Consider the following 19,121-nt stretch of genomic DNA (forward strand, 5'->3'; position numbering starts at 1 on the left):
ATCTATGCACCATAGGAGACCTCTACGTACGGAATTATCTGAGAAGGTATTCGGGCCACCGATGTTTTTATCCCTGTGACAGAAGCAGTCCAAAATGAGATATATGAGCACAGAGACTCCCCCATCTCGGGCGGATACCGTTGTTATCGGTGCCGGAGCCGTCGGGTGTAGCGTCGCGTATCATCTGACGGAGCTTGGCGCGGAGGACGTGGCCGTCATTGACCAGGGACCACTCCCGGTGACGGGCGGCTCGTCCGTCCACGCGCCCGGCATCATGTTCCAAACGTCGCCGTCGAAGATTCAGACGAAGGCTGCCCACTACACCAGCCGACTGCTCTCAGATGCCGGCGTCTACGACGAGGTCGGTGGCATCGAAATCGCCCGCAGCGAGGAGCGGATGGACTTCCTCCGGCGGCGCAAAGAGTGGGCCACCTCCTACGGCCTGCCGGAGCCGCAACTGCTCTCACCGGAGGAAGTGACCGAGCATCTCCCACTGGTCGACGAGGACGAAATCCTCGGCGGCTACTACTCCCCGACTGACGGCCGTGTTGACGGCATCAGTGCGCTCCAGTGGTACATGGAGAACTCCTCGGCGTCGTTCTACGGGAACACGGAGGTTACTGACCTGGATGTGTCGGGCGGCGAAATCAATGCCGTCGAGACGGATCAGGGCCGCATCGATTGCGAACGAGCGGTCATTGCGACGAATAACTGGGGCTACCAGACCGGCCAACTCGCCGGGCTGGACCTGCCAATCGCTCCAGTCGAACACCAGTACGTCGTCACGGAACCGATGGACGAACTCGATGTCGAAACCTCGGTCGGCGACAACACGACCGGGCTGGACGTGCCGGGTGACCGCTCCATCGCGGAGTACATGAGCGAGGGTCCACACCAGCCGGTCGGCCGCGACCAAGACCATTCGCTGTATTTCCGGACGCACGGCAACGCACTCGGTCTTGGGTCGTACAACCACGAGACGCTCTCCGTCGACCCCGAGGCGATGGGCAAGAACACCGAGGAGCACCAGGCCTCAGTTCGCGGATTCACGAAGAAACACTGGGAGACGCCGAGCCACCGCGGGCGGGACAAGTCCGCAAAGCAGGCGTTCGACGAACTGCTGCCGGCGACACAGGACGTAGACTACGAAGCGACCGAGAACGGCATCTTCGTGTTCACGCCCGACGGCATGCCGGCCGTTGGTGAGACCGCACAGGTCGAGGGGCTCTGGACCGGGCTGGCGATCTGGTGGACCCACTCCGGCGGCTACGGCCGTATTCTCGCGGAATGGATGGAAAACGGCACGCCACGACTGCCGTCCGGACCGGTCGACACCGGTGGCATCCACGTCCGCCGATTCGAGCCCCACGCGGGCGAGAAAGACTACTTCGTCGACCGCGGAGCCAAGCGCTACGAACAGGTCTACAGCATCGTCGAGCCGCGGTGGCAGCCCGACGACCACCGGGGAATCAGGACGAGCCCGTTCTACCACCAACAGAAAGAACTCGGTGCGGAGTTCTACCAGAGCGGCGGCTGGGAGACCCCGCAGTGGTACGAGTCCAACAGCGATCTGGTCGAGCGCTACGAGGATCAGATTCCCGATCAAGACGGCTGGCAGGGCATCAACCGCTCGAAGATCGAGGCCGCCGAGCATCTCCACACCCGCGACAAGGTGTCGATGTTCGACATGACGACGTTCAGCTCGATCATGGTCGAGGGCGAGGGGAGCCAGGCGTTCCTCCAGCGGGTCTGTAGCAACGACATGGACATCGAAACCGGGCAAGTCCGCTACTCGCTGTTGCTGAACGACGGTGGCGGCATCCTCGCCGACATCACCGTCGTCAAACTCGATGACGAGGAATTCATGGTAACGACTGGCGGCGGCAACTCCCCCGGCATCCACGGCGGCCACCTGGAAGACGAGGCTCCAGAGACGGTGTCGGTCCACATCGAGGAAGGTGCGAAATCCACAATCGGCCTTTGGGGGCCAAACGCGCGTCTCCTCCTCCAGCGGTGTACCGACGAGGACGTGACCAACGAGGGATTCCCGTACTTCCGAGCAAAGCAGATGTACGTCGGCGACGTGCCGGTCATCGCGCTACGAGTGTCGTACGTGGGTGAACTCGGGTGGGAGCTGTGGACGCCGACGGAGTACGGCCAGCGCCTCTGGGAGACCCTATGGGAGGCCGGACAGGACCTCGGCGTCCGACCGATGGGCGGCGGCGCGCTCAGTTCGATGCGCCTGGAGAAGGGCTTCCGGCTCTGGGGCACGGACATCGACACGGACTCGAACCCCTTCGAGGCCGGCCTGCCCTTTGCCGTCGATATGGACACCGAGTTCATCGGCAAGGAGGCACTGGAGACCGCACGAAGCGAGGGCATCGACAACAAGATCACGCCGCTCACGCTTGACGACTCGACCGATATCATGCTGAGTGGCCGCCCGGTGCTGAAAGACGGCGAGGCAATCGGCTACGTGCAGGCCGGGAACTACGGCTACAGCATCGACGAGTCCATCGGGTACACGTACGTCCCGTCCGAGTATGCCGAGGCCGGCACGTCGGTCCAGATACAGTGCGAGGGAGAGACATACGACGCCACGGTGCGCGACGAGCCGCTCTTTGACCCTGGCCGGGACCGCATCCTCAAATGATGGGACCGAGCAACGAACTGACGACTCCGGGGTAAGACCCGATACGAAACGAACTCATGACACAATCCGAATCGGACACGCTACCAGTCACGTACGCAGATATCGAACGAGCCCGCGAACGCCTCGACGACGACACCGTCGTGAAGAAGACACCGGTCGAGCAAAGCACATCGCTGGGCGGGTTTGTCGACGCGGAGGTGTACCTGAAGATGGAACACCTCCAGTGGACGGGCTCGTTCAAGACGCGGGGCGCGTACAACAAGATTTCACAGGAAGTCGCAAACGGCGTAGACGAATTCGTCGCCGCCAGCGCCGGCAACCACGCGCAGGGCGTCGCCCTCGCCGCGACGAAATGTGGGGCGGAGTCGACGATCTTCATGCCGGAAAACGCCCCACAGGCCAAGGTCGACGCGACCAGAAGCTACGGCGGGGTCGTCGAGCTGGTCGGCAACGACTTCCAGGAGACGATGGCACACGCCCAGGCCGTCGTCGAGGAGACCGACGCCGAGTTCGTCCACGCCTACGACGACCTGGACATAATCGCCGGACAGGGAACGCTCGGTGCGGAGATGTACCACGACTGCCCCGACGTTGACACAGTCGTGGTTCCCATCGGCGGCGGTGGGCTCATCAGCGGGATCTCGACGGCGATCAAACACCTCTCGCCCGAAACGCGCGTCGTCGGCGTGCAGGCGACCGGCGCGGAAACCGTCCACGAAAGCCTGGACAAGGGGATCCCGGTCGTTCTCGACGAGGTCAACACCATCGCCGACGGCATCGCTACCGGCGGTATCTCGGAAACGACCCTGGCCATCATCCAAGAGAACGTCGACGAGGTCGTGACCGTTTCGGACACCGATATCGCACAGGCGATACTCCTGTTGATGGAACGGGCCAAGCAGGTCGTGGAAGGTGCTGGGGCCGCCTCAGTGGCAGCCATCCTGAGCGACGGTCTCGACGTGTCGGGTGAAACGGTGATGCCGCTGCTCTGTGGCGGCAACCTCGATATGACCCAGATGCGTGAGGTACTCATACACGCGCTGGCGGAACGCCAACAGCTCCTGCAGCTCCGTGTTCGCATTGACGACCGCCCCGGCGTGATGGAAGAGATTTCGGGAGTCATTGCCAGCCAGGGGGCCAACATCCACGACGTTCGCCACGAGCGGTCCGTCGATAATCTGGAAATCGGCGAGGCGTACCTCGTGTTTAACGTCGAGACGAGCGGTGCTGAGCACGCGCAGTCGATCATCACAGCGATACGCAACGAGGGCTACACAGTCGACAACATCGCGCGGAAGGAGTAACCGACCGCTATAGCCCTAGAAACTACCGTCAGACCGCTGATCCGAATTCTTCTGCTAGTGTTTAGTTAGTGGCTACGAATCACAAACGACCAGAAAGTCCCCCTAGCCGGTTGGACACGCCATATTCGATGGGGCTGAAAGGAGCCGCGTTCTCAGCGAACCCCGGCGGAGAGGCCACCTACCGGAGCGTGAGCGGAGAACGCGGGGGCTCTCTACTTCATTATTGCTAGACGAAACACCACTATCTACGCGGGGAAACCTATAACAAGTTTGTCGTGGAAATACAAACGAGTTAGCTAGCATGTACAAACACATACTCGTTCCGTATGATGGCAGCGACGAATCCCAGAAAGGGGCAGAACACGGCATCGAACTCGCCGCCGCACTCGATGCGACAGTCCATGCATTGTACGTAATTGACCTCCCAGGCGCTCCCCGGGCGCTTGGGCTCAGAGACGACGAGGATGAGATGCGCGAGGAGTATCGGGACTACGGCGAAGAAATGTTGGCAAATCTCAGGGAGATTGCCGAGGGCCACGGGGTCGCCTACGAGACGCATTTCCGGACCGGCGCACCCAGCGAGGAAATCGTCGAATTCGCGGAGGAAAACGACATGGACGCGATTGTCCTTGGCTCGGCGTTCCGTGGCAAACTCGGGAACCTGATCGGCGGAACGACGGACAAAGTGGTCCGAACGTCGCGTGTTCCGGTCATCAGTCAGCGGATGGACATCAACGATCTGTGACCACCATTAGGCATCTACCAGCCGGGTCTCACGTACGTAGATCACCAGACTCGCGCTGAGGAAGCTGAATCCCGCGAGTCGAAAGTCGCCCACCGTCATCCCCACGAGACCGATGCCCATCAGAAGCGCTGCGAGTGCGGCTGCTCCTGTCGCCAGTAACCGTGTCATAGTCGTTGTAGGACCGAGGCCGAAATAAAAACGCGCCATGCTGCAAGGCCGGGTAACACGCTGGCAGCGACCTTGGAAACTCAGTCTCTCAACTACCCTACAAATTTGGCGAGACGGACCAGCATCCCACTGCAGTCCGTCAAATATGGGGTCTAAGGTGAACTTTTATAATACTTGCATCAATTGATGTGTATGAGAGTGTATAGCACATAAAACGTTCAACTGCGGGCACGGTGCGCCCGACGAGTCGAGCACAGTCAAACAATCGGGATGTGAGTGACGCAGGCATACTGCGCTGGGATGTCCTTGCGTGAAGGTGGCCACACATTACGACAGAACAAAACCGCGATCATGACAATGAGACAACGCAGACCAGTACCGCGTTCGAGAGGGGTAACGTATGCCAGACAGTGATGACTCAACCGACGGAATGTCGGACGGACTTCAGGTCGAATTGTTCCACCCTGAATCCGACCGCGAACCCGGCGATACGAACATTCAGGCGGCCGGTTTCGACGTTCACCCGGTTGTCTTCCCGGTAGCGCTCGTGATAATCGCGCTGTTCATCGCAGTGACGGTGTTGATGGGTGACGCCGCGTCATCGGCCTACACCTGGCTGTTCAACACCATCGGGGATACCTTCGGCTGGTTCTACCTGCTGGCCGTCAACATCTTTATTGTCACCTTGCTGTACTTCGCGTTCAGCAAGTACGGTAAAATCAAAATCGGTGGCGTCGAAGCCGAAAAGGAGTTCAGCGACTTCTCCTGGATGGCGATGCTGTTCAGCGCCGGCATGGGTATCGGCCTCATGTTCTACAGCGTCTCAGAGCCGCTGTACTACTTCCAGACTCCCCCGAGCTTCTTCGGGGCCGAGGCTGGAACCGGTGCGGCAGCGTCCGCCGCGATGGCACAGACGTTCTTCCACTGGGGCTTCCATCCCTGGGCAGTGTACGGATTAGTGGGACTCGGCCTCGCGTTCTTCTCGTTCAATCGCGGGCTCCCGCTCACCTTCCGGTCGATATTCTGGCCGCTGCTGGGCGAGCGGATTTACGGCTGGCCGGGCCACGTTATCGACCTCGTGACGGTGTTCGCGACGCTGTTCGGGCTGTCAACCTCGCTGGGGCTCGGTGTCGCACAGGTCAACACGGGGCTGTCCTACGTTGGCGGTGACATGCTCGGCGCAGTGAGTATCCCAACAGGGACCTGGCCGCAGGTCGCGCTCATCGCCGGGATCACGCTCATCGCGACGCTTTCGGTTGCGGCGGGGCTCGACAGCGGGGTCAAACGCCTGAGCACGCTCAATCTCTACCTGATGTTTGCACTGCTCGGGTTCCTCGTCATCGTCGGCCCGACGGTGTACATCTTCGGGACGTGGGTTGAGGGACTCGGCGCGTACTTCGGCAACATCCTCGCCCTCGGATTCTTCACCGGGACGCTCAACGAAGCGGCAAACGGGACCCCGACCGCCTGGACCGTGTTCTACTGGGGCTGGTGGATCGCGTGGTCGCCGTTCGTCGGGATGTTCATCGCGCGTATCTCGAAGGGCCGGTCCGTTCGGGAGTTCGTCCTAGGCGTGCTGTTCCTCCCGTCGATGTTCTCGACGCTCTGGCTGTCAGTGTTTGGCGGCAGCGCGCTGTTCAATTCGCTTCAGGGGAACGGACAGGCCCTGGCGACCTACAACGAACTCGGCCAGACCGTCGCGATGTTCGCACTGCTAGAGCAGTTCCCGCTTGGCGTGATTAGCGGGCTACTCGCGACCCTGCTGGTCATCACGTTCTTCGTTACGTCATCTGACTCCGGATCACTGGTCATCGACCACTTGACCTCGGGCGGGAAACACGACGTTCCACGGGTTCAGCGGATTTTCTGGGCCCTCACCGAGGGACTGGTCGCGTCCATCCTGCTCATCGGCGGTGGGCTGACGGCGCTGCAGACGGCCGCAATCACCACAGGGCTCCCGTTCGCGCTTATCCTGTGCTTGATGTGCTATACGGTGTATCTGGGGCTCGACAACGAGTACCAGATACTCGAATCCGAGGAGTTCGCGGACACCATCCAGGACCTCTCTGAACGCGAGGACGTGGATGTCGTGACCGCCGGCGACGAGATGGTAACAGATATCTCGGACCCAGGTGACGAGACGGCGACTGGCACCGATTAATTCTCTCTCGTTTTTCAGTTTTTATCGCCCGGTAGCGGCGGCACTCGTAGGTCTACGAGGCCGGAAACACTCCCACTAGCGGCCGTTTAGTTCTGTCTCGACCGTCCGTTCGGAATGAATCCAGACGCGTGCGGAGCCCCCGATTCCGAACGCGGCGATGGCGAGACTGGAGACGATACTGCCAGCGGGCGAGAACAGGACCCACGTGATCGCACTGAGCGACGCGCCGAGAAGGAGCCCGCGTGCTGGGTGGCGGCCGCGCAGAAGTTGGGTGAGGAGCGTTCCGACCACTAAAAACCCAAACGCAGTGAGTATCAGGAGAAACGCGCCCCCGATGATGATTCCGAGGCGGACCAATATGCCGCCGGCGACACTCATCTGGGCCAGTGTCGTTGTCCCGTACAGAGCAACGATACCGACTATCACGTACCCCGCGACGCCGTAGAGGACGGCAGTTGCCGGGCTGTCCGAGATCGCATCGATAGCCTCGTCGAGGGAGTCCCGGCGCAGCCTGAGGACCAGTGCGCCGATCACGAGGACGACAACGAACGAGACGAGCGCGCGGAGCGGCCTGGATAGTTCGGTGGCGGGCCCCAGCTGTCCGACAACGAGACTGCCTGGCTCTGCTGGCAGTCCGAGGACGCTCAGTGCGAGACTGCCGACTGCATCAAAACCCATACCACACATACCGTGGGTCGCCGTGAAAACCTACCGACCGCCACCACCGGGTCAGCGATGGGGTCCCGGAAATTTAAGCCGTCAGAATACATACCATGTGACAGTGTCTGGATGGCTCGGAGTCCTGTTCTCGAAGCTTGTCTGGGTTGGCAAGCGGGTCGCCACGCCACTCCAGCGGAGTGACGGGCCGAACAAGTTCAGGCTGTCAAGTGTAGACACGGCAACGACGACGTACGACGGCGATATCGGGTGGGCCAGTCGACCACCGGCGACGGTCGAGTGTCCGCGATGTGAGTCGGAGATCTTTCAACACAACGTGCGGGACAACATTGATTGCCCGCGGTGTGTCGGCGAGTACAGTCACGACGAGTTCCCCGACCTGAAACTCCTGTATCTCACCTGTCCCGTCTGCCGAAACCGGATGGAACACGGGCAGCGCCACCCCGAGCGATTCGATATTCCCGAATGGGCGACCTGTACGGGTTGTCGCTACCACTGGGAGTTCGAACATTCTTATGACGACTGATACAGGCTATGGGCGTGGGTCACGGACGGAAACCCGTAGTCGCTCCCTAACAGTGGCCGACCGTCAGTAGTACTTCCACTCGTCGTCGTTGCTCCCCTGGGTGACGCCGCCGTCTTCCGGGCCCTCTGTCTCCTCTGTGTCGTCGGGCCAGCGGATACCGTCTCCCCTGAGGCTCTTGTACGCAAACGCCCCAAGGCCGACAATCATCAGCAAGAGAACGAGGGTCCCGGCGAGGGCCGCTATCTGACCGACGGACTCCAGCAGGCCCGAACCGAGTTGGATCTGAAACAGTAGCATACCGGACGTACGGGCGGCACAGGCATCAGTGTTTCCGGGACCCTGATGCTCTTGACGCCGTTGCTGAGACCGTCTTGAGCACGGCATTGTTCTCTGCGACATCGTGGACTCTGACAACATCGGCCCCGCGTTCAGCGGCCAGCGCTGTCGTGGCCAGGGTCGGCGGCAGCCTGTCCGCGCTCGGGCCGCTCATGTCCGCAAACATCGACTTCCGCGAGTGTCCCAGCAACACCGGACAGCCGAGGGCATGAAACTCGTGGAGTCTGTCGACCAGCTCGAACGACTCGACGGCGTTCTTCCCGAAGCCACAGCCCGGGTCGACGATCACCTGTTCACGGTCGATGCCGGCTTGCTCGGCCAGCAGGATCTGCTCCGAAAGATCCCGGAGTACGTCTCCGACGACATCGTCGTAAGTCACGGACCGCCCCGGGTCCACCGGAGCCGAAAGACTGTGCATCAAGATGATGGACGCGTCGTGTTCGGCGACTACGAACCGCATTTCGGGGTCCGATAGCCCCGACACGTCGTTGACGATGTCAGCACCGGCGTCCAGCGCCGCGTCGGCGACGGCGGCTTTCCGGGTATCGACAGAAACAGTTGTGTCGAGCGACGAAACGGCCTCGATGACGGGCACCACGCGGTCGATTTCCGTTTCGACGGGCACCGGCTCTGCGCCGGGGCGGGTACTCTCGCCGCCGATATCAATGATATCCGCGCCGGCCTCGATCATCTGCTCTGCGTGACGGACCGCAACGTCACGACGATTGTACTCGCCGCCGTCGTAGAAACTGTCCGGCGTCACGTTGAGAATGCCCATTACGGCTGCTTCCTCGCCGTCAAAGGGTGGTGGGAAGTCCCTGTTAGACAGCGTGTTTTGGAGCTGCGTGGCGAGCCGACCGAGTCCGTGCCCCGCTGAACGCAGTCGGTCGATCAGCTGTTGCAACTGTTGTGGCGTTCCCGAGAGGGTCGTCTCGACGAGTTTCTCCGGAGTCCCCAGCGTCGAGCAGGTACAGGTGCCACCACAGTCCTCTAGCTGCTGTGTCACGACATCGGCCTGGGTGCGCCGCATCGTGACTGAGAGAACGCGTTGGCGAACGCCGGACCCGATCTCAGTTTCACTTGGCCCTCCCGTTGGGGTCCGCTGGCAGTTGTCTTTGGGAACGACCAGTCGGCTCCATCGGTCTCTGGCTTCGGCAACTGCGTAGAGCGAGCCGGTCACAAGTACGAAATCGTCCGCGTCGGCTGCAGCTATCGCTCGCTCGGTGGCTTCGGGAACGGAATCGACCTGCTGTATTCGGGACGCGTGCCCCTCGAACGCCCCAGCCAGAGATCCAGTGCTCGCTGCTCGGTCAAGATCCGGCCGTGCGGCAAACGCAGTCTCAACGGCAGGCAGCGTCTCGATCATCTGCCCGTATTCCTTGTCGCGCATCGCGGCGAAGACGACGTGGAGGTCGTCGTAGTCATACCGCTCGATGAGTTCGGTCAACGTCTCCATCGCGCCGGGGTTGTGAGACCCATCGAGAACCACCATCGGGTCGGTCGAACGGACCTCGAACCGCCCCGGAAGCGACGCCGCCCGCAATCCATCGGATATCGTTGCCGTGTCGATATCAAGTAGCTGGCGGGCCAACGTTGCTGCGACGCCGGCGTTTTCGGCCTGATGCTGGCCGAGCAGTTTGAGGTTCGATTCGAGCGCCCAGTCCGGCCCGGTGAGCGAGATGCGGTTCTCGACGGCCGAGCGCATGCCGTTCTCGACGGCGGTGACATCGGCGTCCTCGCCGCCGACGGTGACGGTGTCGGTGATTTCTTGGATCGCTTCGAGGGCAGCGCCGGTGGTTCCTGTCACGAGCGGGCGGTCTCGGGGTGAGACCTGCGCTTTGTCGCGGGCGATTTCCTCGACTGTATCGCCGAGTAGATCAGTGTGTTCCAAACTGATGCTGGTGACGGCACTTGCAACCGGGTCCACAGCACTCGTGGCGTCGTATCGACCGCCGATACCGACCTCCAGCACGGCAACGTCGACATCTTCAGCGTCAAAATGGTACAGCGCGAGCGCAGTGAGTACCTCGAAATGCGTCGGCTTGTCGTCCTCAGCGGCCAGTTGGTCGATGCAGGGCTCCATTCGCTCAACGAACTCCGTTACCCGTTCTTTCGGTATCCGGCCGCCGTTGACGGTAATCTGCTCCCGGAATCCGTTCAGGCCCGGCGAAGTGAACAGTCCGACATCAAGACCCGCGGCTCTGAGGACGCTTTCGGTCATGCGAGCGGTGCTGCCCTTGCCGTTCGACCCGGCGATCTGAACGCTGTCAAAGCTGTCGTGCGGGTCCTCGAGATGTGAAAGCATCCGCGCCGTCGTGTCGGTCCCCAACTTAGGCCGCCGACGCTGTAGCGACTGCAGGTAGGCCGCCGACTCGTGGTAGTCCATACCATAACTGGTCAGCGGCGGCCTGATTAATGTATCGCCAATCGGTCGGCTCCCGGGAGGCGCGGAATTTTTTGCGTACGCCCAGAGAGAGACCCTATGGGCGAAGCGAAACCAGTAAACCTCGCAGCAGCGGAGCCGTATGTCAGGTCCTTCGAGTCGCAAGTGCGAACTGTCGATGGCCGGACAATCACTCTCGATGAGACGTATTTCTACGCGGAAGGCGGCGGACAACCGGCCGACACGGGGACGCTCGCCGGCGTCGACGTGGTTGATGTTCAGAAACAGGAGGGCGTGACCGTCCACACGCTCGCTGCCGAACCGGACCTCGAAGCGGGTGACACAGTTCAGGGCGAGATCGACGACTCGGCCCGGACATACAGTATGCGGGCCCACACCGCGAGTCACGTCATCTACGGCGCGGGGCGGAAACTGTTCGACGACCACGCCTACGGTGGGTTTGACATCGGTGAAGACACCATCCGGCTAGATTTCGAGACGACGGCAAGCGGCGACGTGAACCCGCTGACCGTCCAGCGGATGGCGAACGAAACGGTCTGGAACGATTTGGACGTGGACTGGTACGAGATGGACGTTGCGGCAGCAAGTGAGCGCGACGACATCGTGTTCAACCTCGGCGATGACGCTAACCCGACAGACACTGTCCGTATCGTTGAAATCGGGGACTGGGACATCGCCGCCTGTGGCGGCACGCACGTCCGAACTACCAGCGAAGTCGGCCCGATAAAGGTCCTCGATGTCTCCAACCCAGGCGCAAACCTCGTCCGAGTCGAGTACGCCGTCGGTCCGTCGGCGATCCAACGACAGATCGACGAAACGCGAAACGCCACCCGCGCGGCGGACACACTCGATACGAGCGTTGACTCCCTTTCACGACGAGCGGAACAACTGCTCGAAGAGAAACAGGCACTGCAGAGCGAACTCGACGAACTCGGCGAGCAGCTCCTCGACGCCCGACTGGCCGCGCTGGCCGAGGACACCCACTACCGGGACGGCACCGAGTGGCTCGTGGGCACTGTCGATGCTGTCGGCCCGAACACCGTCGCGGACCGCCTCGGCGACCGGGAAGAACTCGGTGCTGACATCGTCGTCCTCGCCGGACAGGATGGGGCCACGTTTGTCGTTGTCGGGACGGATGGCGAGACGGACGCGAACACCGTTATCGATGACGTGACCGATGAGTTCGGCGGTGGCGGCGGCGGTCGACCGACCCTCGCACAGGGGGGCGGTCTGGACGCCGAACCCGAGGCTGTCGTCGAGTATCTGCGGGACGCCTGAACTGTCTATTCGGTCCGTGGTATAACCACTCTCGTAAGCGGAGCGACATGATGTGGGACTTGTCCGTCTGGAACACATCCTATTCCGGTAGTGTCAGGTTCACTAACATTATTACGGTGGTGTAGGGAAGGACTAGTCGAGATGTCTTCACAGGATGAGGAATCCGCGACCGACGAGACACAAGAGCCGATCCCGACAGACTACGATATCGCCCAGTCGACAGACATGGAACCGATCTGGGAGCTTGTCGAGCCGTGGGGGCTCGGGCTCGATGACCTCCAGTACTTCGGCGAATACACCGCGAAAGTCAAACAACACGCCATCGAGCGCCTCCGCGACCAGGCCGAAAACAAGGAGCAGAACCTCGTTCTGGTAACCGGGATGACGCCGACCCCCAAAGGCGAGGGGAAGACGGTAACGACCGTCGGCCTCGGGCAGACGCTCAATCACGTCGGTGAGGAAGCGATGATCGCGATTCGAGAACCGTCACTTGGCCCGGTGTTCGGCGTCAAAGGCGGTGCAGCAGGTGGTGGCCGGTCACAGGTACTGCCGATGGAGGACATCAACCTCCACTTCACTGGTGACCTGCACGCGCTCACCTCCGCGCACAACCTCATCGCGGCGATGCTTGACGCGAAGATTTCACAGGGCGACGAACTGGACATCGATATCAACAATGTCGCATGGCCACGCGCGATTGACATGAACGACCGCGCGCTCCGAGAGACGGTCGTCGGCCTCGGCGGCGAGACTGGCGGGACCCCGAGAGAGGACAGCTTCATCCTCACCGCCGCGTCGGAGCTGATGGCCGTCCTCTGTCTGGCCACCGATATCGGCGACCTCAAGGAACGAGTCAGCCGTATCATCGTCGCCTACGACGAGGACGGTGACCCGGTCACGGTCGACGACATCGAGGCGACCGGTCCTGCCACGATGTTGCTCCGAGACGCCATCAAGCCGAACGTCGTCCAGACCATCGAAGGCACGCCGGCGTTAGTCCACGGCGGCCCGTTCGCCAACATCGCCCACGGGACGAACTCGCTCGTCGCCGACAAGACCGCATTCGGCATGGGTGACTATCTCGTTACCGAGGCCGGCTTCGGTTCCGACCTCGGCGCAGAGAAGTTCATGGACGTTGTCTGTCGCATGGGCGACATGACGCCCAACGCCGTCGTCCTCGTGGCGTCGGTCCGCGCACTCAAGTACCACGGACTCGACCAGTGGCCGGTCGACTACGACGAGATCGACGAGGCCGGCGTCGAGGCCGTCGAGGCCGGCTTCTCGAACCTCGACAAGCACGCGACGAATCTCCAGAAGTTCGGCGTCCCGGTCGTCGTTTCGATCAACCGCTTCCCCGACGACACCGACGAGGAGATTCAGGCCGTGCTGGACCACTGCCGCGACGACCTCGGCGTCCGTGCCGCAGAGTCGAACGTCTTCTCCGACGGAAGCGAAGGCGGCGTCGACCTGGCGGAGAACGTCATCGAGGCAACCGAGGAGAGCAACGAGGAAGACTTCCAGATGCTGTACGACGATGAGGACAGCATCAAGGATAAGATCCACACCGTTGCGACCGAAATCTACGGTGCTGACGACGTGAAATACACTGGAAGCGCGCTCGACGATATCGAGCAAATGAACGAGCTTGACTTCGACGACTACCCGGTCGTCATGTCCAAGACGTTCCACTCGCTGAGCGACGACGCGAGCAAGAAGGGCGCACCGGAGGGCTGGGAGCTCGAAATCAGTGAGGTCTACCCGTCTGCTGGAGCCGGGTTCCTCGTTGCGCTCACGGCCGACGCGCTTACCATGCCCGGTCTGCCGGCCCGTCCGGCCGCCGCCGACATGGACATCGACGAAGACGGCAACATCTCTGGATTGTTCTAGCGGATCGGACTCGCGCCCCAGTTCTTTTTTCGCGTCGTAGCGGTTTCCGTTTTCACCGGCTTGGCCCCCAGTACCGGTGCGTAGGCGTCCGGCGGTAAGCGCTCCCTTATCAAAGCCGACAGAATTGAGGGCGCAGGTCCTTCGGCACCCGACCAGCAGAATCCCACATCAGCAGCGCGAGAAGCGCTGCGTCCAGAGCTGTTAGCATCTCAATCATGATACCACACAACGTGCTACTACTCCAGGCAACGGATGAGGTGACACGGCCGACGTTCTGGCGTATCGGGCCGATACAAAAAACACTCTTCTACTACCTCGCGGCCCTCGCAATCGCTGTCTTCCTCGTGAGTAGCTATCAGCGAGTGCAGCAGTATCTCGCCGGCGGGCCGGACGAGTTCCCCCGACTTGCAGACCTGCCACGTCGGGTGGTCAACGCTGCGAGGGCCGTCCTTTCGAATCGACCGCTCTTCGAGGGAGATCTCGTCGCCGGAGCGATGCATGCGATGATACTCTGGGGGTTTCTGACGCTACTTATCGCCACGACGATCCTGGGTATCGACATGGACCTATACCGGCCACTCACCGGCGAGTCGTTCTTCGTGGGACAGTTCTACCTCTCGTACTCCTTTGTCGTCGACGCCATGGGACTGCTGTTCGTTGTTGGCCTTGGTGTCGCAATCTATCGCCGGTACGGCGTCCGAACCGACCGACTTCTGGGTCGACACACAGGCCTCGAAGACGACCTCTTCCTGTGGACTCTGTTTCTCCTCGGTGTCGGGGGCTATCTCACCGAGGGCATCCGCATTCTGGGACAGGGGTTCCCCAGCTTCGAGACCGTCAGTTTCGTCGGCTGGGCGCTTGCAGTTGCGCTCGAAGGCGCTGGAGTGACGCCACAACTCGCAGCGACAGTGTTCCCTGTCATCTGGTGGTCCCACTCGCTGCTCGCGCTCGTGTTCGTCGCGGCAATCCCGCAGGGGAAGCCGTTTCACATGCTCGCCTCCTTCGCCAACGTCGTTGCGAACGACGACGACGCAGGGCGACGGCTCCCCGGTATCCCGTCGGACCTGGACGCGACGAACGCGGCGTCGATAGACGATTTCACGTGGAAGGACCGCCTCGATCAGGACGCCTGCACCAAGTGCGGGCGCTGTTCCTCGGCCTGTCCGGCCAACGCCTCCGGCCGCGATCTCGACCCGCGGAACGTGATCCTCGATCTTAGAGAATATCGCGAGAACCGGAACTCGGGCGGCGAGCCGGTCCCAATCGTCGCTGATGGCGGGACGAGCGTTATCGATAGCCAGACAATGGAGTCATGTATGGCCTGCATGGCCTGTATGGACGCCTGTCCGGTTGACATCGAGCATCTGAAGTCCTTCACACGGCTGAACCGGCAGCTGGTCGACGAGGGTGAGGTCGACTCAAATCTACAGGATACGTTCCAGAATGTGATGCAGAACGGCAACACCTTCGGGAACCCACAGCGGGACCGCGGAGAGTGGACCGCAGAGCTGGAGTTCGATGTCACGGACGCCCGCGAAACCGAGGTCGAATACCTCTGGTACGTCGGCGATTACCCGAGCTTCGACGAACGGAACAAGGCCGTGGCGCGTTCGTTGGCGACGCTATTCGACCACGCCGACGTGGAGTACGGGATCCTCTACGACGACGAACAGTACGACGGGAACGACATCCGACGGGCCGGCGAGGAGTTCCTCTTCCTGCAGCAGGCTAGCCACCACGTCGAGACGTTCGAAGACTGTGAGTTCGATAAGATCGTCTGTACGGACCCCCATTCCTACAACACGTTCACAAACGAGTACCCCGAGGTGGACTTCGGGAAGTTCGCGGACGACCCCATGATGGACGCACCAGTCGACGGGACCTGGGACGGTGCGCCGGTGTTCCACTGGACGCAAGTCGTCGAGGACTTGGTGACATCCGGTGCACTCGGACTCTCCGGGGACGAACTCGACTACACGGTCACCTACCACGACCCCTGTCACCTCGGCCGGTACAACGACGAGTACGAAGCGCCGCGGGACCTGGTCGAGGCGACCGGCTGTGACCTCGTCGAGATGCCCCGCAACAGGGACGATTCGTTCTGTTGTGGCGGCGGTGGCGGCGGCCTCTGGCTGGACTTCGACGACGAACCGAAGCCGAGTGAGGAACGGTTACGCGAGGCATTACAGGACACCACTGCCGGCGATGCGGTCGAGAAATTCGTCGTGGCCTGTCCGATGTGCCTGACGATGTACGAGGACGGCCGCAAGACCGGCGGCTACGAGGACGACATCGAGATCGTCGACGTGGCCGAGCTACTCGTCGAAGCGGTCGAGGAGCAGTCAGACAGCGTCGAATCGCCCATGCAACGACCGGCCGACAGTTAGAGGACGCTGATTGACTTTCGGCGAGCGCAGGGTCATCAGCGTTCTGCGTTCGTGATTGCTTCGTCGAGCGCCGCTTCGCCGGCCGCTTCCGCCTCGTCTGCTCGCTGAGACAGTTCTGCCACAACCGATTCGTCGTCTATCATGTCGAGATTGGCCCGAACAGTCGAGACCGACGCCTGCAGGGCCGCCATCGCAAGCAGTGCCCCGACAGCCGCGTCGGGGACGGCGACGGGCGTCCCCTTCGCAGTGACCGTTCGAGCGTGCTTGAGAACGGCAAGACAGACCTCGGCGGCCGCCATTGGGACCTCTGTAGAGCGTTTCGCGGCCGCCTGAATCTGGGTGTCATCACCGGTCTCGAATGCGGCCCCGACCGCATCGACCGCTGCCGCGTCCTCGTCTGCGAGTGCGAGGAGCCGTTCCCGGTGGTCGGTCAGCGCGTCACTGACCTCCCGTAGCTCACCCGCCTCCCGTTCAGACTGATCCGAGCCCAGAGTGTGGATACAGACCATTTCACAGAGTGCCGCACCCATCGCCCCGCCGACGGCCGCGACCGCACCGCCGCTGGGGGTCACCTGTCCCGAGGCAACGTCGTCGAGGAACTCCCCGATCGGCTGGTTTGCAAACGTCATTGATCGGGCACACCGCCGGTCGTCTCTGGTGATTGATTGTCCATACTGCGGGACTCTCGGCCCACTCGCCTAATGATTTCCCTGGAGGTGTTCGGCCTCCGCGTGGGCCATCCCGTCACAAAGGCTATGCCCGGACTATGGTGCGGGTGAATCTGGCCGTCGTCGAACTGAGAGCGAGTCGTATCAGCGCTCGTCGGCCAGCGTGTCGTTCAACTCAGGCACGACCTCGTGTAAGTCACCGACGACGGCGTAGTCGGCCTTCTGCATGATGGCCGCCTCCGGATCGGTGTTGATCGCGAGGATGCTGTCCGCACCCTTACAGCCCACCATGTGCTGCACTGCACCGCTGATGCCACAGGCGACGTAGAGATCCGGGCTGATTTTCGTGCCCGTCTGTCCGATCTGGTCGTCGTGCGGTCGCCAGCCCTCGTTGACGGCGGCACGCGATGCACCGACGGTGCCACCGAGGCTCTCTGCTAGCGTCTCCAGTTTGTCGTAGTCTTCGGGTCCGCCGACGCCGCGTCCGCCACCGACGACGACGCGGGCTTCGCCGAGCGAAACACCGGACTCGTCGGACTCCTCGACGCGGTCGACGCTGACCCGAAACGCGCGTTCCTCGAGCGTTGGTTCGAACGGCTGGACAGCGGTATCGGCTGCTTCAGCCACCGTTTCCGGCGAGAACTCGTGTGCCGCCGCGGTCAGCAGTTTCGTGTCGCCGTCCAGGCGTGCGTGTTCGACAAGGCTGCCGCCCCACCGCTGGCGCGACAGTTCGTACACGTCGCCTGGTTCGACATCGAGGCAGTTAGCCGCCATCGGCAAGTCGCGTTTGGCTCCGACGTGGGCTAGCACCTCCTGTCCGCGGTCAGTCCCCGGGGCGACGACTGCATCTGGATCAGTTGCGTCGAGCAACTGGGCGATACTTTCCGCCCAGGCCTCTGGTGCGTACGTGTCCAGTCGCTCGTCGGCGACTCGGTGGACCGTCTCGACGCCATAGTCTCCGAGGGTGTCCCCGAGCGCAGCCGCTTCAGCGCCGAACGCGACAGCTTCGAGTGACGCATCGGTCGCCGTCGCCAGTTCCCGGGCCAGCGTGAGCGATTCCAGCGAGGCTTCTTCGGGACTCCCGCCCGCGTGTTCGACGAAAGTTAATATCACGGTTAGACCACCTCCAGGTCGTCTCGTAGCAGGTCGACGACCGCAGGCACGGCGTCCGGTCCCTCGCCGAGAACGTCGGCCGCGCCATCCGTGTCCTCCGGCGCTTCCAGCCGGACTTTCTCGATCCCCCCGTCGAACTCGCCGGAAACCGGTTCCCGCCGCTCGATGGACTGCTTGCGCGCCTGCATCTTGGCACGCATCGAGGCGTAGCGGGGTTCGTTCATCCCTTCTTTCACGCCGACGGCCGCCGGGAGGTCGAGTTCGTACACCTCGGTCCCGCCGGTCACGTCGCGCTCGGCGACGACTTTCCCATCTTCAATCGTCAGGTCCGTCACACCGGCGACGAACGGGATATCCAACTGTTCTGCAACACGAATCCCTACCTGGTGGTTCGCCACGTCGGCCGACTCGTTGCCGAACAGGCAGAGATCGAAGTCGGGATCGTCGGCGTCCCCGCTCAGGGCGTCAGCCAGGGCGGCTGCCGTTTTACGGGGTCGCCATTCCTCGCCGTCAGTTTCCAGTAGCGTCGCCTCGTCGGCTGTCATCGCGAGCCCGGTCCGGAGCTGTTCGTCTGCGTCCTCCGGCCCGAGCGACAGCACGGTGGCCGTGCCGTCGTGGTCGTCGGCCACCTGGATCGCTTCCTCGACCGCACACTCCTCGTGGGGCGATATCGTGAACCCCAGATGGCTCGTGTCTATCTGCTGTTCGTCGTCGGTCAGCGTGAGTTTCGCGCCGGTGTCCGGCACGCGCTTGATGCAAGCTACGGTGTCCATATCCTGTCTCTCTGTATTGGGTGTGGTCGGTTCACTGGCT

Annotated in this window: 15 protein-coding genes; 8 read left to right on the forward strand and 7 right to left on the reverse strand. The window is 62.1% G+C overall.

What is annotated here, in order from left to right; genetic code table 11:
- Window positions 1–103: 103 nt before the first annotated feature.
- The 3 genes from NDI54_RS13795 to NDI54_RS13805 all read left to right on the forward strand — a co-directional run bounded on the left by NDI54_RS13795 (window position 104) and on the right by NDI54_RS13805 (window position 4,702).
- On the forward strand, window positions 104–2,653 hold the full coding sequence (locus NDI54_RS13795) for a GcvT family protein (protein ID WP_310897014.1): 2,550 nt from the start codon (window positions 104–106) through the stop codon (window positions 2,651–2,653).
- A gap of 56 nt (window positions 2,654–2,709) precedes the next feature.
- On the forward strand, window positions 2,710–3,957 hold the full coding sequence (gene ilvA, locus NDI54_RS13800; protein ID WP_310897015.1) for a threonine ammonia-lyase: 1,248 nt from the start codon (window positions 2,710–2,712) through the stop codon (window positions 3,955–3,957).
- A 301-nt stretch (window positions 3,958–4,258) separates the two neighbouring features.
- A complete protein-coding gene (locus NDI54_RS13805; protein ID WP_310897016.1) occupies window positions 4,259–4,702 on the forward strand; it encodes a universal stress protein in 444 nt (147 codons plus the stop codon).
- Between the two features lie 6 nt (window positions 4,703–4,708).
- Here the strand turns inward: NDI54_RS13805 and NDI54_RS13810 are convergent, their stop codons facing one another.
- Window positions 4,709–4,870 carry a hypothetical protein gene (locus tag NDI54_RS13810; RefSeq protein WP_310897017.1) on the reverse strand — a complete coding sequence of 54 codons (162 nt, stop codon included), beginning with the start codon at window positions 4,868–4,870 and terminating at the stop codon, window positions 4,709–4,711.
- A 400-nt stretch (window positions 4,871–5,270) separates the two neighbouring features.
- Between NDI54_RS13810 and NDI54_RS13815 the strand changes: the two genes are divergently transcribed.
- On the forward strand, window positions 5,271–7,031 hold the full coding sequence (locus tag NDI54_RS13815; RefSeq protein WP_310897018.1) for a BCCT family transporter: 1,761 nt from the start codon (window positions 5,271–5,273) through the stop codon (window positions 7,029–7,031).
- A 75-nt stretch (window positions 7,032–7,106) separates the two neighbouring features.
- Here NDI54_RS13815 and NDI54_RS13820 read toward each other — a convergent pair whose 3' ends face one another.
- Window positions 7,107–7,709 (reverse strand): hypothetical protein, encoded by a 603-nt coding sequence (locus tag NDI54_RS13820; protein ID WP_310897019.1) that lies wholly within the window; start codon window positions 7,707–7,709, stop codon window positions 7,107–7,109.
- Window positions 7,710–7,812: 103 nt separating this feature from the next.
- On the opposite strand from NDI54_RS13820, the gene NDI54_RS13825 reads away from it, so the two are divergent.
- Window positions 7,813–8,235 (forward strand): hypothetical protein, encoded by a 423-nt coding sequence (locus tag NDI54_RS13825; protein WP_310897020.1) that lies wholly within the window; start codon window positions 7,813–7,815, stop codon window positions 8,233–8,235.
- 63 nt (window positions 8,236–8,298) lie between these two features.
- Here the strand turns inward: NDI54_RS13825 and NDI54_RS13830 are convergent, their stop codons facing one another.
- Both NDI54_RS13830 and folP read right to left on the reverse strand, forming a co-directional pair.
- Entirely contained in the window at window positions 8,299–8,532 is a 234-nt protein-coding gene (locus NDI54_RS13830; RefSeq protein ID WP_310897021.1) for a hypothetical protein, read from the reverse strand.
- A gap of 25 nt (window positions 8,533–8,557) precedes the next feature.
- On the reverse strand, window positions 8,558–10,957 hold the full coding sequence (folP, locus tag NDI54_RS13835; RefSeq protein ID WP_310897022.1) for a dihydropteroate synthase: 2,400 nt from the start codon (window positions 10,955–10,957) through the stop codon (window positions 8,558–8,560).
- Window positions 10,958–11,053: 96 nt separating this feature from the next.
- On the opposite strand from folP, the gene NDI54_RS13840 reads away from it, so the two are divergent.
- The 3 genes from NDI54_RS13840 (at window position 11,054) to NDI54_RS13850 (ending at window position 16,527) form a co-directional block, all read left to right on the forward strand.
- Entirely contained in the window at window positions 11,054–12,253 is a 1,200-nt protein-coding gene (locus tag NDI54_RS13840; RefSeq protein ID WP_310897023.1) for an alanine--tRNA ligase-related protein, read from the forward strand.
- Window positions 12,254–12,394: 141 nt separating this feature from the next.
- The gene (locus NDI54_RS13845; protein WP_310897024.1) at window positions 12,395–14,140 is read left to right on the forward strand and encodes a formate--tetrahydrofolate ligase; all 1,746 of its coding nucleotides are present in this window, start codon (window positions 12,395–12,397) and stop codon (window positions 14,138–14,140) included.
- A 215-nt stretch (window positions 14,141–14,355) separates the two neighbouring features.
- Window positions 14,356–16,527, forward strand: a complete 2,172-nt coding sequence (locus NDI54_RS13850; RefSeq protein ID WP_310897025.1) for a (Fe-S)-binding protein — start codon at window positions 14,356–14,358, stop codon at window positions 16,525–16,527.
- 35 nt (window positions 16,528–16,562) lie between these two features.
- Here NDI54_RS13850 and NDI54_RS13855 read toward each other — a convergent pair whose 3' ends face one another.
- The 3 genes from NDI54_RS13855 to NDI54_RS13865 all read right to left on the reverse strand — a co-directional run bounded on the left by NDI54_RS13855 (window position 16,563) and on the right by NDI54_RS13865 (window position 19,081).
- Entirely contained in the window at window positions 16,563–17,156 is a 594-nt protein-coding gene (locus tag NDI54_RS13855) for a cyclodeaminase/cyclohydrolase family protein (RefSeq protein ID WP_310897026.1), read from the reverse strand.
- A 183-nt stretch (window positions 17,157–17,339) separates the two neighbouring features.
- Complete coding sequence (locus tag NDI54_RS13860; protein ID WP_310897027.1) at window positions 17,340–18,308, reverse strand: electron transfer flavoprotein subunit alpha/FixB family protein; 969 nt, start codon at window positions 18,306–18,308, stop codon at window positions 17,340–17,342.
- Window positions 18,309–18,310: 2 nt separating this feature from the next.
- Window positions 18,311–19,081 (reverse strand): electron transfer flavoprotein subunit beta/FixA family protein, encoded by a 771-nt coding sequence (locus NDI54_RS13865; RefSeq protein ID WP_310897028.1) that lies wholly within the window; start codon window positions 19,079–19,081, stop codon window positions 18,311–18,313.
- Window positions 19,082–19,121: the final 40 nt, after the last annotated feature.

This window comes from Haloarcula terrestris, from assembly GCF_031624315.1.
GTDB lineage: Archaea > Halobacteriota > Halobacteria > Halobacteriales > Haloarculaceae > Haloarcula > Haloarcula terrestris.

Excerpts from the sequence above, each read along its gene's own strand:
- ilvA (WP_310897015.1), top strand. The coding sequence starts at position 2,710 with ATGACACAATCCGAATCGGACACGCTACCAGTCACGTACGCAGATATC.
- NDI54_RS13865 (WP_310897028.1), bottom strand. The coding sequence starts at position 19,081 with ATGGACACCGTAGCTTGCATCAAGCGCGTGCCGGACACCGGCGCGAAA.
- NDI54_RS13845 (WP_310897024.1), top strand. The coding sequence starts at position 12,395 with ATGTCTTCACAGGATGAGGAATCCGCGACCGACGAGACACAAGAGCCG.
- NDI54_RS13830 (WP_310897021.1), bottom strand. The coding sequence starts at position 8,532 with ATGCTACTGTTTCAGATCCAACTCGGTTCGGGCCTGCTGGAGTCCGTC.
- NDI54_RS13795 (WP_310897014.1), top strand. The coding sequence starts at position 104 with ATGAGCACAGAGACTCCCCCATCTCGGGCGGATACCGTTGTTATCGGT.
- NDI54_RS13810 (WP_310897017.1), bottom strand. The coding sequence starts at position 4,870 with ATGACACGGTTACTGGCGACAGGAGCAGCCGCACTCGCAGCGCTTCTG.
- NDI54_RS13815 (WP_310897018.1), top strand. The coding sequence starts at position 5,271 with ATGCCAGACAGTGATGACTCAACCGACGGAATGTCGGACGGACTTCAG.
- NDI54_RS13840 (WP_310897023.1), top strand. The coding sequence starts at position 11,054 with ATGGGCGAAGCGAAACCAGTAAACCTCGCAGCAGCGGAGCCGTATGTC.
- NDI54_RS13805 (WP_310897016.1), top strand. The coding sequence starts at position 4,259 with ATGTACAAACACATACTCGTTCCGTATGATGGCAGCGACGAATCCCAG.
- NDI54_RS13820 (WP_310897019.1), bottom strand. The coding sequence starts at position 7,709 with ATGGGTTTTGATGCAGTCGGCAGTCTCGCACTGAGCGTCCTCGGACTG.
- NDI54_RS13850 (WP_310897025.1), top strand. The coding sequence starts at position 14,356 with ATGATACCACACAACGTGCTACTACTCCAGGCAACGGATGAGGTGACA.
- NDI54_RS13855 (WP_310897026.1), bottom strand. The coding sequence starts at position 17,156 with ATGACGTTTGCAAACCAGCCGATCGGGGAGTTCCTCGACGACGTTGCC.
- folP (WP_310897022.1), bottom strand. The coding sequence starts at position 10,957 with ATGGACTACCACGAGTCGGCGGCCTACCTGCAGTCGCTACAGCGTCGG.